A 13885-nucleotide genomic window follows, 5' to 3' on the forward strand; every position below is an offset into this window, starting at 1 on the left:
CTACCGGCGTTTACTTTTTCAGAGATAAAGATGGTATTCCATTATATATTGGCAAGGCGAAAAATATCAAAACCCGAATAAAATCGCATTTCCAGGAACGTAGTAATCGCAAATACCAGTTGATGCAGGAAACGTATAGCATCGATTATGAGCTGACTGGTTCTGAATTTCTAGCGCTACTTCGCGAAGCCGAATTGATTCTGAAATATTATCCAAAATACAATAAAGCTCAGAAGAAAGTTTCTAGACCTTATACGCTCACCTCCTATCATAACCAAAAAGGCATTGAAGTATTTGCCTTGCACAAAAACAAAATTGCACCGGTAAGCTGGATGAAATTCTATACCCGTGAAGAAGCGATAAGTTTTTTAGAAAACTTGTGTAAGGATTTTGATCTCTGCCCGAAATATACTGGTTTGCAAAGTGCTACCTCCGCTTGTAATCATTACAAACTGGAAGCCTGTAGCGGAGTTTGTAAAGAAGAAATTTCAGTAACCGAATATAACTCCCGGGTCGCAAAAGCAGTAGATTTTATTGGAACCTATGATGAGTCCTGTCTTTTGATGGAAAAGGGTCGAACTAAAGGTGAAAGAAGTTTTATTTATCTGGATAAAGGAAAGTATGCCGGCTACGGGTACATTGGACCTTCAGATGACTTTAACCATCCTGATGAATTCCGGAATTTTTTAGTTCAGGCGAAAACTTCCAGCTATGCAGATCGTATTGTAAGTCGGTATTTGAACACGAAGAAGAATCTCTCTCCCGTAAAATTAAATTCTTCCGAAGAATTGGTAGAAAACGATATTTGGTTTGGATAGATGCCAGATCACCGTTGAGACATTTATATTTCGCCTATTTTTACCTTCTGAAAAGAATTTATGCATCCAGATAACCCTCATAGGGAACAATACGATTTCACCGAATTAGTTAAAGTCAATAGCGATCTCAAACCTTATGTATTCAGAAACAAATACGATAATCTTACTATAGATTTCAGTATTCCTGAAGCTGTACTCAATTTGAATAAAGCGCTCTTAAATTACCATTACCAGGTTAAAAACTGGAGTATTCCGCAGGGATATCTCTGTCCTCCAATTCCCGGAAGAATGGATTATTTGTTACATCTTAGAGATTTTCTGGATAATAAGATTGGAAAAGATCACTATTCCGGAGTTGATATTGGGGTGGGAGCCAGCAGTATTTACCCAATTCTGGCCGCAAAGCATATGGGCTGGAAAATGCTTGGTAGTGATATCGAAATTAAATCTATTGAAGCAGCGCAACAAAACGTCATCAACAATAAGCTTCAATCCCATATAGAAATTCGACTACAGGAAGACCGTGGTTCCATCCTGAAAAATGTGATCAAAGAAAATGAGTCATTTGATTTCAGTATGTGTAATCCTCCCTTTCATGATTCCGCAGAAGAAGCTAACAAAGCTAATTTCAGGAAAAATACTAATCTTGGAATCGAGACCAGGAGATTAAATTTTGGAGGACGCTCCAATGAACTATGGTGCCGTGGCGGCGAAGCTTTATTTCTAAAAAGAATGATTAGAGATAGTGTTAGCGTGAACAAAAAAGTACAGTGGTTCACTTCCCTGGTATCAAAACAAGAAAACTTACCGGCTATAGAAAAACAATTAACCAAACTCAATGCAGATTTTGAAATAATCCACATGGAATTAGGAAACAAAAAGACAAGATTTGTAGCCTGGAAATTTTAAAGCTTCTAGAATTTTTGAATCTCAGACTGTTCGTAAACAATTGAATTTTAAGTGGAAACCCTTATTAGATATTATCATAAAAATACCTACATTTAAAGCTTAAAGTTTTGGTTATCGAGTAAGTATAGCATAGGTGTATAATTACCTTATTCTTTAACTAACCAACCGAAAAAGGGATAACATAGTTATCCCTTTTTTATTGTATGCTAATATAGGTCTTACATATATCGAATTAATTTTCGTTATTGTAGCAAATACCATGATCTTAGAATGATAGAATTAGCTACAATAGATTATATCCTTATTTTCTCTTTTTTCGCGCTTACCCTGGGTATAGGGTTTTATGTTTCCAAAACTTCCGGTAAAAGTTCCAAAGAATATTTTCTATCTGGCAAAACAATGCCGTGGTGGCTACTTGGTGTTTCTATGGTCGCGACCACGTTTTCTACTGATACTCCAAACCTGGTAACTGATATTGTTCGTAATAATGGAGTTTCTGGTAACTGGGTCTGGTGGGCGTTTCTATTAACGGGCCTGCTTACTGTGTTCGTTTATGCCAGATTATGGCGTAAATCCAATGTTGATACAGATATTGAATTCTACGAATTGAGGTATGGTGGAAAACCTGCAAAGTTCCTTAGAGGATTTCGTGCACTATATTTGGGGGTCGTTTTCAATGTGATGGCCATGGCAGCAGTAAGTCTTGCCGCTATTAAAATTGGACAGGTTATGCTCGGTCTATCTGCCATCGAAACTTTGGCACTAGCCGGAATCGTGACAGTTATATTTAGTACTCTCGGTGGATTCAAAGGAGTAGTTTACACAGATTTCATACTATTTTTTACGGCAATTATTGGTGGTGTTGGAGCTGCTTACTATTGTGTGAATTTACCTGAAGTGGGCGGATTGGAAAGTATGCTAACTCACGAGAATGTTTCCGGTAAACTTAGCATGCTTCCAGATTTCTCAAACACCGAAGCACTGATCACTCTTTTAATTATTCCACTGGCAGTTCAATGGTGGAGCGCCTGGTATCCTGGCGCAGAGCCAGGAGGTGGTGGTTACGTAGCACAGAGAATGCTGGCTGCAAAGAACGAAAATCATGCTATTGGAGCCACTTTCTTTTTTAACGTGCTTCATTACGCATTAAGACCATGGCCGTGGATCCTGGTGGCTCTCGCTTCCCTTATCGTCTATCCAGATCTGGATAGCATTCAGATAGCATTCCCTAATGTAAGTGAAGATAAGCTTGGACAGGATCTGGCATATTCTGCAATGCTAACTAAATTACCAGCAGGGCTATTGGGATTGGTTATTGCTTCTTTAGTTGCTGCATACATGTCTACTATCTCAACACATCTTAATTGGGGATCTTCCTATATTGTGAATGACTTTTACTCCCGATACATCAAAAAAAATGCTTCAGAAAAAGAACTGGTAAACGTTGGAAGAATAAGTACCGTAGTACTCATGCTTATTAGTGCAGTTCTGGCTCTGGTGTTGCAGAATGCACTTCAACTATTCAATATCATACTGATGTTTGGCGCAGGAACCGGTCTTATTTTCTTACTCCGCTGGTTCTATTGGCGAATTAATGCCTGGAGTGAAATTACAGCCATGTTGGTTTCAGGAATTATCTCGGTAGTTTTTAATTTTACCGGTGTAGGTATTTATATGTTTGGAGGCGTGGATAGTGCCACAAATGCAAAAATCGCAGGTTTACTCCCTGGTTGGGCAACATATCCCGTTGTGGTTGGCATCACTACCTTATCCTGGTTATTGGTTACCTTTCTTACAAGACCTGAGAAAAAAGAAGTACTCATCAACTTTTACAAACGCACACAACCCGGCGGACCGGGATGGAAAGCAATCGGTATGGATGGTTTTGTAGATAGCAAGAATAATTCCTGGAATGTTCCTTCCGGAATATTAGCTACTATACTTGGTTGCTTTGCAGTATACAGCGCACTTTTCAGCACCGGGTACTGGATCTACGGTGAATATTTCAAAGCAAGTATTACTACGGGTATTGTTCTAATTCTAGCATTTGTCTTAAGAAGGCTTTGGTTTAAGATCCGGACTCAGGTACTATAAAAAAAGGCTCCGATGGAGCCCTTTATAATTTTTATGTTTTATCAAATTAGAAGTAACATCCACCTTTTCTTCTTCCAGGATTAGCTGAACTATCGAAGATTTTAAAACCAATACTTAGCATGATCTGGTTTAATCTTGTATCATTAAAAGTGGCTCGATTAATTCCATAATCGGCATTTACTATATCAATTCCCTGGTTCTCTTCTGAAGATAAAGAACGATCGTAGCGCAGGTCCAGTTCAAACCTTCCAAAAGACCCCTTGATTCCTATCTGTCCACTAAGCGGAGTATTTTGCGCAACTATTTCCAGGTCTGGTGGTTCAGTTCCTTCAAGAGAAGCATCTAAAATATTCTGATAAGCTGGGCCTGCATAAATATCAATTGGCCCCCAAACATTATATCCTATTAATAATGGAACATTTATTTTATCAACTGCGTAGATTGAAGGTGCTGTTGGAAAAGGAAATTCCGTTTCCATTGTGCTGTAAATAAATTCTGGTCTAAGTAGGAATTTTCCGAATCTTACTTCAAAAAAGGCTCCGGCGTGAAAAGTTATCTCAGATTCCGCTTCCACTACACCGTCAAAATATAATCCATTAGAACTTATTCCAGTAATAGTACCACCTGAGGAGTAACTAGGTCCTCCCTTTATTCCGAAGCTAAAATCCTGGGCAGTTAGACTCGTAGCGAACAATAGCGCTGTAATTAAAAAAGATAAAGATTTATTCATGATGCTTTAATTCGAGGTCAATCGGGGTTAAATATATCAATTAAATAGACTAATCAAATAATCCGCTTTAAGTTTTTAACGCATAAACAGGTGTTTCAGTATTGCTGAAAATTAAAAAGCACCAACAAGTGGTGCTTTTAATCTGATATTAAATATGTTAATTTGTCTCCTTCTCGCCTTCCCATTCAGAGAAACCGCCAGCAAGATTATAAGTCTCTGCAAAGCCCATTTGATCTAGTAAGGTACAGGCCTGGGAACTTCTTTTTCCGGAACGACAATATATATAGTAATGTTTGTCACGATCAAGTTTATCCACTTCATCAACAAATTCCTGACCTTTATATATATCTATATTTTTAGAATTCGGAATATATCCCTCATCAACTTCTTCCTCTGTTCTCACATCCAGGAGAACTGCCTTATCGTCTTTTTTGGCCTTCTTTTGCCACTCATCCTGTGATAATTCTTTCATGTTAATCAAGTTTTTGGTTACTGTAAAGATAGGATTGCTTAAAAACCGTAAAGTCTTCAATTCTACTTTTAACAATTTTTTATTATCCAGTACAACTAAACTATTTATATTTGTACATACAAATGTTGTAATAACAAATGAAAATTGAAGATCTTTTAAAAACTTCCGGTCAGATTTCAGAAACCAAGAAATTGGTTCTTAATCTTATTGTAACTGCTAACTTTTTAAGCGAAGAAATGCAGGAAGTTTTAAAACCATACGGCATCAGTTCCCAGCAATTCAACGTTCTAAGAATATTGAGGGGTCAAAAAGGTAAACCTGCCAACTTAGGAACGATTCAGGAAAGAATGGTGAGCAAGATGAGCAATACCACTAGACTAGTTGACAAACTGATCGAAAAAGGATTTTGCCAGAGAATCACCTGTCCTTCCAATAGAAGAAAAGTTGAAATTACTATTACCGATGCTGGACAGGAACTTTTAAAAGAGATTGATCCATTGGTAGAATCAATGGAGAATAGATTTTCAGAAAAATTGACAACGGAAGAATTAACAAAATTAAATAACAAATTAAATGAGCTTAGAAACACAAACTAAAACCAGATTTAACGAAGACCTGAACTGGAGATATGCTACAAAGAAATTTGATAGCGAGAAAAAGATCAATCGCGAAGACCTTGATCAATTACTGGAAAGCGTTCAGCTTACCGCTTCCTCTTATGGTTTACAGCCTTATGAGATCATCGTAGTTGAAAATCCTGAGGTAAGAGAAAAACTTAAAGCTGAAGCCTGGAATCAAACCCAGATCACTGAAGCATCTCATCTCGTAATTTTCGCAAATCTGACTAAAGTGACTGAAAAGTATGTTGACACATATTTAGATAATATTGCGGCTACACGCGACATGTCCCGGGAAGATCTGAAAGGAATGGAGGACATGATCAAGAACACAACACTTCAATTGCCTCAGGAAAAGCAGAACTTATGGGCTGCTAAACAAGCTTACATAGCTTTAGGTAACTTATTAGCTGCAGCTGCTCATATGAAGATAGACGCCTGTCCAATGGAAGGTTTCAATGCTGACAAGTTTGATGAAATTCTTCAGCTTGAGAATAAAGATCTAACCACCGCCGTAATCGCTCCTATTGGATATCGTAGCGCTGAAGATCAGTATCAGCACCTTGCAAAAGTTAGAAAATCAACTTCAGATTTAATTCATTTTATATAATACAATAACTCACATCATGAAAAGTAAATTAATTAATTCAGCAGTAATTATGCTGGTAGTTTTGACTACCGTAGCATTTACCAATTCGAAAAAAGAAGTAAATACTTCTGAAAGTACTATTAAATGGACCGGAGAAAAAGTGACCGGATCTCATGAAGGAACTATCCAGCTGGAAAGCGCATACCTATTGATGGAAGATGATAAGGTTACTGGCGGAGAGTTTGTAATGGATATGAGTACTATTACAGTGACCGACCTTTCTGGTGACAGTAAAGAAAAACTTGAAGGTCATTTAAAGTCTGATGATTTCTTTGGAACGAGTGATCACCCTAAAGCAAAGCTTGTAATTACCAGTGCAGCTTCTAAAGGTAATGGGAAATACGGAATCGTTGGAGACCTTACTATCAAGGAACAAACTCATCCATTAACGTTTGATCTTATCATGAACGGTGACACGGCTACTACACAGGTAACTATTGATAGAACCAAATATGATGTTCGTTACGGGTCAGGTAGTTTCGTTGACAATCTGGGAGACAAGACGATCTACGACAATTTTGATCTTGACATCACTTTGAAATTCTAAATTGACTCCCAAAGTAAATCTTTGGGATTCTTTTTAAAATTTAGTTTGATAAGAAATAATTGATTTCTATCTTTGGAGCTATGTTTATCACGAATACACATAACTGGTGGTGGAGCAACTTACGCAATAGATCGTGAGCTGATACGCCATTTCATATATAGATATATAAGGCTTGTCTCACGACAAGCCTTTTTTTATTCAGAAAAATTAAGATTCAATGTTCGAATTAAAGACAACTTCTAAAAAGATTCTTGCAGATACTATCACTCCGGTAAGTATCTATTTGAAGCTTCGCGACCGTTATCCAAATAGTCTTTTGCTGGAAAGTAGTGATTATCATGCAAGTGATAATAGCTTTTCATATATCTGCTGCAATCCTATAGCCTCATTTAGAGTAGAAAATGATGTTATTACTGAAAGTCTGCCAGACGGTACGGTTCAAACAACTAAGATCGATAGAACTGTTTCAGTTCCTGCTTCGATACAGAAGTTCTCAAAGCGCTTTAAAGCTGATGCTTCAGATTTTAAGTTTATAAAGAATGGCATATTTGGTTATATAGGTTACGATGCCGTTCGGTATTTTGAAAATGTAGAGATCAATCGCAAAGAAAAAGATTTAAAAATCCCCGATGTTTATTATGCAGTATATCAAAACATTATCGCGATCAACCACTTCAAGAACGAGGCTTATATCTTCGACCACAGTTATGAATCTGAATCCAAACTAGAGGAAATTGAACAACTACTGAAGGTTAAGAATTTTGCTTCCTATAATTTTTCCAGAACCGAGCAGCCATACTCGAACCTGAATGATGATCAATATCGTGATGTTGTAGAGGCGGCCAAGGAACACTGCCAGCGTGGTGATGTTTTCCAGCTGGTGCTTTCAAGACGTTTCTCTCAGAAATTTAAGGGAGATGAATTTAATGTTTACCGGGCGCTAAGGAATGTAAACCCTTCCCCCTATCTCTTTTATTTTGACTACGGAAATTTTAAAATTTTCGGAAGTTCACCTGAAGCTCAATTAATAGTTAGCGAGGGTCGAGCTGAAATTCATCCAATTGCCGGAACTTTCAAGCGTACCGGAAATGATGAAAAAGATGCAGAGCTCGCCAAGGAACTTGCTGCAGATCGCAAGGAAAATTCGGAACATGTGATGCTTGTTGATCTGGCACGTAATGATCTAAGCCGGAATGGAAGTGATGTTGTGGTTGAGAATTACCGCGAAATTCAATTCTTTTCTCATGTTATTCATCTAGTTAGCAAAGTCACCGGAAAGATTGCCGCCAATGTGCCAACACCACAGATCGTTGCAGACACTTTTCCTGCTGGAACATTAAGCGGTGCTCCAAAACCAATGGCATTGCGACTTATTGAAAAATTCGAAAATGTGAATCGTTCAGCTTATGGAGGCGCGATTGGTTTTATGGATTTTGAAGGAAATTTTAATCATGCGATCATCATTAGATCTTTTGTAAGTAAAAATCACGAATTGCATTACCAGGCAGGTGCTGGAGTCGTATCAGAATCCAAGCCTGAGAATGAGTTACAGGAAGTATATAATAAACTGGGAGCACTTACCAAAGCTCTGGAAATAGCTGAAGAAATTTAGAATGGAAAAGATGAAAAAGATCCTTGTAATAGACAATTACGATTCTTTCGTGTATAATCTTGTTCATTATCTTGAAGAACTGGATTGTGAGGTGACCGTAAAGAGAAATGACCAGCTTGATCTGGAAGATGTGGCTGATTATGATAAAATATTGCTTTCCCCGGGTCCGGGTATTCCAGATGAGGCAGGACTTTTAAAGCAGATCATCTTAGAATATGGCGCTACCAAAAGTATTCTGGGGGTTTGCCTTGGCATGCAGGCGATAGGTGAAGTTTATGGAGGCAAATTATTGAACCTCAAAGAGGTTTATCATGGCGTCGCTACCAATATTGAGGTTTTCGTCGAAGATGAATATTTATACTCAGGACTGGAAAAAGAACTGGAAGTTGGACGATACCACAGTTGGGTAGTTGCCAAAGAACTTCCTCCACAGCTACAGGCTACCAGTTATGATATAAAAGGTGAGGTCATGTCTTTGAGACATAAAGAATATGATGTTCGGGGAGTTCAGTTTCACCCGGAATCTGTGTTGACACCAGATGGTAAAAAGATGATAAAAAACTGGGTAGAACATGAATTTTCAACAGAAACACTTCAGAATAAGGAAAACGAGAAAACAACTTTATGAAAGATCTCTTAAACAGGCTTATTAGTCACGAAACTATAACAACCAGCGAGGCAAAACAGGCTATTTTTAATATTTCTGAAGGGAGATATTCAGAAACACAGATCGCAGCATTTCTTACGGTCTACATGATGAGAAGTATTACCATCCAGGAACTAGAAGGTTTTAGAGATGCATTGCTCGAACTATGTGTAAAGGTAGATCTTAAGGATTACAACACCGTGGATCTTTGTGGAACCGGCGGTGATGGAAAAGATACTTTCAATATTTCGACAACTGCCTCATTTGTAACCGCAGGCGCCGGAATTAAGGTGTCCAAGCATGGTAATTATGGTGTATCTTCAGTAAGTGGAAGTTCCAATGTCATGGAATATCTTGGGATAAAGTTTAGCAGTGACCAGGGATTTCTTCAGAAAACTCTGGAAGAAGCCAATATCTGCATTCTACATGCACCACTTTTTCACCCCGCGATGAAAAACGTTGCACCGGTAAGAAAAAGTCTGGCTGTAAAAACATTCTTTAATATGCTTGGTCCTATGGTAAATTCTGCATTTCCCAAGAATCAACTCGTAGGCGTTTTCAGTTTGGAGCTGGCACGTATGTATGCGTATCTTTATCAAAATACCGATAAGAATTACACGATACTTCATGCTCTTGATGGTTACGATGAAATTTCATTAACCTGTGAGACTAAAAGCATTCGGAACGATTCTGAAAGTATGTTGAAACCAGAGGATTTTGGAGTTTCAGAATTGCAACAATCACAAATTGCCGGAGGTGGTTCAATTGAATCTTCAGCCGAAATTCTAACGGGTATTCTGAAAGGCAATGGAACACAGGCGCAGGAGAATGTTGTATGCGCAAATGCCGGTATGGCCATCGCAACTGTCGAAAATCTAAGTGCCCAGGATGGTTTCGCCCGCGCTAAGGAATCTATCGCATCTGGTAATGCATTTAAATGCTTCAAGAAATTACAGGACCTAAGTAAATAATAAGCTGAGATTATGAATATTCTAGATAAAATTGTTGCTGATAAACTTCGGGAAGTAAGCCTGAAAAAATCGATTTTCCCGGTAGAACAGCTCGAAAATTCGATCTTATTTCAAAGAAATCCGGTTTCACTGGCAGACAAACTAAGAAATTCAAGCAGCGGTATCATCGCGGAACACAAAAGAAGATCACCGTCTAAGCAGGTCATTAACCACGATCTAAATGTACAGGATGTGGCGAGTGGTTATCAGGATGCCGGGGTGTGCGGTATGTCTGTCCTTACCGATGGTAAATATTTTGGAGGTTCTCTGGAAGATCTTTTATACGCCAGGGCAGTAGTAGAAATGCCGGTCTTGCGTAAGGATTTTATGATAGATGACTACCAGATTCTTGAAGCCAAAGCTTTTGGAGCAGATGTAGTTTTGCTCATTGCGGCGGTATTACCGACTGAAGAATTGAAGCGTCTGGCGACTTTTGCGAGAAATCTTGGGATGGATGTTTTACTGGAAGTACACGATCTTGAGGAACTTGAGAATTCAATTGAAGCGAATGTGGACATGATCGGGGTGAATAACCGCAATCTCAAAACATTTGAAGTTAGCATCCAAAACTCCAAAGATCTATCCAGGCATATACCAGACGAATTCGTAAAAGTATCAGAAAGTGGAATTAGCGACCCAAAAGTAATCGCAGAACTTAAAGATTATGGATATCAGGGTTTTCTGGTTGGAGAAAATTTTATGAGAACAGAAGATCCCGGGAAGGCAGCGAAAGATTTTATAAACCAAATTAACAGGAAGTCATAAGTCACATTATGCAGGAACAAAACTTAACAACCCCGGCCTCAGGACAAAGTTCTGGATTGAGTCTAAAAGTTTGCGGGATGCAACAACCTGGAAACATGTTGCAGGTAGCAGATCTAAAACCTACTTACATGGGTTTTATATTTTACGAAAAATCTCCCCGCTATTTTGAAGGAAAACTTCCTGAACTCCCTGCTGACATCAAAAAAACAGGAGTTTTCGTGAATGAAGAAATTTCAAGGATTCTGGAGATTGCAAAGCAGCATAAGCTTGATGCAATTCAGCTGCATGGGGAGGAGTCGGCAGAATTCTGTCAAAAGCTAAAGAATAATTTTCAGCAACATGGCAACACTCCAGAGTTGATAAAAGTTTTCAGTGTTGGCGACCACTTCGATTTTCAGAAGATACAGGCATTCGAGGGGATCGCAGACTATTTCCTATTTGATACTAAAGGGGTTTTACGAGGAGGTAATGGTAAGGAATTCGACTGGCAGATTTTAAAAGAATATCCCTCTAATACACCATTTTTCCTTAGTGGTGGCATTGGGCCCGAACATGGGGAAGCCATCGCCGAGTTGAAGAATCATTTCTATAGAGAAGGAAAACCAGATCTTCTGTATGCCGTAGATGTTAATAGTAAATTCGAATTGAAACCCGGGTTAAAAAAATTGAAAGAATTAAAAGAGTTCAAACAAAAGATAAATTCATAAGATGAGCTATCAGGTAGATGAAAAAGGATATTACGGGGATTTTGGCGGAGCTTATATTCCTGAAATGCTATATCCTAACGTAGAAGAACTGCGTTCAAGGTATATCGAGATCATGCAGGAAGATTCATTCCAGGAAGAGTTTCATGATCTATTGAGAGAATATGTAGGCAGACCTACCCCGTTATATTATGCAAAACGCTTTAGTGAGCATTATGGAACCAAAGTATATTTAAAGCGTGAGGATCTTTGCCATACTGGTGCACATAAGGTGAACAACACAGTCGGGCAGATCCTGATGGCGCAAAAACTTGGAAAAAAGAGGATCATTGCTGAAACCGGAGCTGGACAACATGGTGTTGCGACTGCAACAGTCTGCGCCTTGATGGGAATGGAATGTATTGTATATATGGGCGAGGTGGATATTGAAAGGCAGTCTCCAAACGTTGCCAGAATGAAAATGCTGGGTGCTAAAGTAGTTCCTGCAAGATCCGGAAGCCGAACCTTAAAGGATGCTACCAACGAAGCAATTCGTGACTGGATTAATAATCCAGTAGATACTCACTATATCATTGGTTCTGTAGTTGGACCACATCCTTATCCAGACATGGTGGCAAGATTTCAAAGCGTTATTTCTGAAGAGATCAAGTACCAGCTAATGGAAAAGGAGAATACAGAAGATCCTGACTATGTGATCGCCTGTGTTGGTGGTGGTAGCAACGCTGCCGGAGCTTATTACCATTATCTCGATAATCCAAAAGTTGGGATCATCGCCGTGGAAGCGGCTGGAAAAGGTATTGATACCGGTGAAAGTGCCGCAACCTCAGCATTAGGAAAACCCGGAATTATTCATGGTAGTAAAACGCTTTTAATGCAAACCGGCGACGGACAGATCACTGAACCTTATAGTATTTCAGCTGGCCTGGATTACCCGGGAGTTGGACCAATGCATGCGAACCTCTTTACCAGCAAACGAGGAGAATTTATTAGCATTACAGACGAAGCAGCTATGAAGGCTGGTTTAGAACTAGCTAAACTGGAAGGGATTATTCCCGCCATAGAAACTTCCCATGCCCTGGCAGTTTTTGAAAACCGGAAATTTAAGAAGGATGATATCGTTGTGGTCAATCTATCAGGTAGAGGCGACAAGGATTTGAACACATATATTGAATATTTCAATTTATAGAAAATGAATAGAATTCAGGAGAAATTAAAAGAAGACAGAAAACTTCTTTCCATATATTTTAGTGCAGGCTTTCCAAACCTTGATGATACTGAACAGATCATTGTGGATCTTGAAAAAAGCGGTGTTGACTTTATTGAGATCGGCCTTCCCTTTAGCGATCCACTGGCAGATGGACCAACCATTCAGGAAAGTTCGACCAAAGCTCTGCGAAATGGGATGACCACTCAAAAGCTTTTCGATCAACTCAAAGATATCAGGCCTAAAGTGGAGATTCCGCTGATCATCATGGGTTATTTTAATCCCATGCTACAATACGGAGTGGAGGACTTTTGTAAAAAATGTGCTGAAACTGGTATCGACGGACTCATAATCCCAGATTTACCAGTAGATGTTTACCATAAAGAATACCAGGAGCTTTTTGAAAAATATGGATTGATCAATATTTTCCTAATCACTCCTCAAACTTCAGAAGAAAGAATCAGATTTATAGATTCCATTTCCAACGGATTTATATATATGGTAAGTAGCGCCAGTGTCACGGGATCTACTTCAGGTTTCGGAAGTGAAACTACTGATTACTTCCGCAGAATTCATGAAATGGATTTAAAGAACCCTCAAATTGTAGGTTTTGGTATAAAGGACCAGGAGACTTTCAAAGCAGCTACACAATTTGCCAAAGGTGCGATCATTGGTAGTGCTTTTATAAAACATCTTGATAGCGAAGGAACCTCAACAATTTCAAATTTTATCGAACCTATCAAGCTTTAACCTAATTGTAACAGCCTCTTGGCAGCTTTTTCAACTACTTGTCCTTATCTTAGAGTAAATCATAAAAAATTATTAGTTATGGGAGGACCAATTGAAGATAACAAACGGGAAAGAACGAAAGAGCAAAAAAATCCAACTAATCCAACCGGAAATCGCAATGAAAAGACGAACAAGGTGGATATAGATGAAAAGACCATTAAAGATCAGCAAAACAAAAAATAAATGGGTAGAGGTGATAAAAAAACTAAAAGAGGTAAGATCGCGATTGGAACCAGCGGGAAGCTAAGACCAAAACGTCGTAAATTTAAGATCAAACCTACTACACTGGCTAACCAGGATAAAAAAGAATTGCAATGAT

17 protein-coding genes are annotated in these 13885 nt (G+C 38.7%); 15 read left to right on the forward strand and 2 right to left on the reverse strand.

What is annotated here, in order from left to right; genetic code table 11:
- From ACNKXS_RS09625 to ACNKXS_RS09635, 3 genes are all read left to right on the forward strand, one after another.
- A partial coding sequence (locus tag ACNKXS_RS09625) for a GIY-YIG nuclease family protein (RefSeq protein WP_417920677.1) occupies window positions 1-818 on the forward strand: 818 nt, incomplete at its 5' end.
- A gap of 60 nt (window positions 819-878) precedes the next feature.
- Window positions 879-1727: a 23S rRNA (adenine(1618)-N(6))-methyltransferase RlmF gene (gene rlmF, locus ACNKXS_RS09630; RefSeq protein WP_417920678.1), complete on the forward strand. Its 849-nt coding sequence runs from the start codon at window positions 879-881 to the stop codon at window positions 1725-1727.
- 270 nt (window positions 1728-1997) lie between these two features.
- Window positions 1998-3821, forward strand: a complete 1824-nt coding sequence (locus ACNKXS_RS09635; protein ID WP_417920679.1) for a sodium:solute symporter family protein — start codon at window positions 1998-2000, stop codon at window positions 3819-3821.
- 46 nt (window positions 3822-3867) lie between these two features.
- On the opposite strand, the gene ACNKXS_RS09640 is transcribed toward ACNKXS_RS09635, so the two are convergent.
- Both ACNKXS_RS09640 and ACNKXS_RS09645 read right to left on the reverse strand, forming a co-directional pair.
- Window positions 3868-4551, reverse strand: a complete 684-nt coding sequence (locus tag ACNKXS_RS09640; protein WP_417920680.1) for an outer membrane beta-barrel protein — start codon at window positions 4549-4551, stop codon at window positions 3868-3870.
- 157 nt (window positions 4552-4708) lie between these two features.
- Window positions 4709-5023, reverse strand: coding sequence for a rhodanese-like domain-containing protein (locus ACNKXS_RS09645; protein ID WP_417920681.1), 315 nt, complete (start codon window positions 5021-5023; stop codon window positions 4709-4711).
- Between the two features lie 137 nt (window positions 5024-5160).
- On the opposite strand from ACNKXS_RS09645, the gene ACNKXS_RS09650 reads away from it, so the two are divergent.
- The 12 genes from ACNKXS_RS09650 to ACNKXS_RS09705 all read left to right on the forward strand — a co-directional run bounded on the left by ACNKXS_RS09650 (window position 5161) and on the right by ACNKXS_RS09705 (window position 13884).
- Complete coding sequence (locus ACNKXS_RS09650; protein ID WP_417920682.1) at window positions 5161-5619, forward strand: MarR family winged helix-turn-helix transcriptional regulator; 459 nt, start codon at window positions 5161-5163, stop codon at window positions 5617-5619.
- On the forward strand, window positions 5597-6250 hold the full coding sequence (locus ACNKXS_RS09655) for an NAD(P)H-dependent oxidoreductase (RefSeq protein ID WP_405200578.1): 654 nt from the start codon (window positions 5597-5599) through the stop codon (window positions 6248-6250). Before ACNKXS_RS09650 ends, ACNKXS_RS09655 begins: the two co-directional genes overlap by 23 nt.
- Before the next feature lie 16 nt (window positions 6251-6266).
- Window positions 6267-6836: a YceI family protein gene (locus ACNKXS_RS09660; protein WP_417920683.1), complete on the forward strand. Its 570-nt coding sequence runs from the start codon at window positions 6267-6269 to the stop codon at window positions 6834-6836.
- A 217-nt stretch (window positions 6837-7053) separates the two neighbouring features.
- Window positions 7054-8448 carry an anthranilate synthase component I family protein gene (locus ACNKXS_RS09665; protein WP_417920684.1) on the forward strand — a complete coding sequence of 465 codons (1395 nt, stop codon included), beginning with the start codon at window positions 7054-7056 and terminating at the stop codon, window positions 8446-8448.
- Window positions 8449-8458: 10 nt separating this feature from the next.
- Entirely contained in the window at window positions 8459-9076 is a 618-nt protein-coding gene (locus ACNKXS_RS09670) for an anthranilate synthase component II (RefSeq protein ID WP_417920847.1), read from the forward strand.
- Entirely contained in the window at window positions 9073-10065 is a 993-nt protein-coding gene (gene trpD / locus ACNKXS_RS09675; RefSeq protein ID WP_417920685.1) for an anthranilate phosphoribosyltransferase, read from the forward strand. The genes ACNKXS_RS09670 and trpD overlap by 4 nt, the downstream gene beginning before the upstream one ends.
- Window positions 10066-10077: 12 nt before the next feature.
- On the forward strand, window positions 10078-10869 hold the full coding sequence (gene trpC / locus ACNKXS_RS09680) for an indole-3-glycerol phosphate synthase TrpC (protein WP_417920686.1): 792 nt from the start codon (window positions 10078-10080) through the stop codon (window positions 10867-10869).
- A gap of 8 nt (window positions 10870-10877) precedes the next feature.
- Entirely contained in the window at window positions 10878-11576 is a 699-nt protein-coding gene (locus ACNKXS_RS09685; protein WP_417920687.1) for a phosphoribosylanthranilate isomerase, read from the forward strand.
- A 1-nt stretch (window position 11577) separates the two neighbouring features.
- Window positions 11578-12759 carry a tryptophan synthase subunit beta gene (gene trpB, locus ACNKXS_RS09690; protein ID WP_417920688.1) on the forward strand — a complete coding sequence of 394 codons (1182 nt, stop codon included), beginning with the start codon at window positions 11578-11580 and terminating at the stop codon, window positions 12757-12759.
- Between the two features lie 3 nt (window positions 12760-12762).
- The gene (gene trpA, locus ACNKXS_RS09695; protein WP_417920689.1) at window positions 12763-13527 is read left to right on the forward strand and encodes a tryptophan synthase subunit alpha; all 765 of its coding nucleotides are present in this window, start codon (window positions 12763-12765) and stop codon (window positions 13525-13527) included.
- A 78-nt stretch (window positions 13528-13605) separates the two neighbouring features.
- On the forward strand, window positions 13606-13749 hold the full coding sequence (locus tag ACNKXS_RS09700) for a hypothetical protein (protein ID WP_295178889.1): 144 nt from the start codon (window positions 13606-13608) through the stop codon (window positions 13747-13749).
- Entirely contained in the window at window positions 13750-13884 is a 135-nt protein-coding gene (locus tag ACNKXS_RS09705) for a 30S ribosomal protein THX (RefSeq protein WP_141876970.1), read from the forward strand.
- The last annotated feature ends 1 nt before the right edge of the window (window position 13885 follow it).

Origin of the sequence: Christiangramia marina, from assembly GCF_048285865.1 — a bacterium.
Classification (GTDB): domain Bacteria; phylum Bacteroidota; class Bacteroidia; order Flavobacteriales; family Flavobacteriaceae; genus Christiangramia; species Christiangramia marina.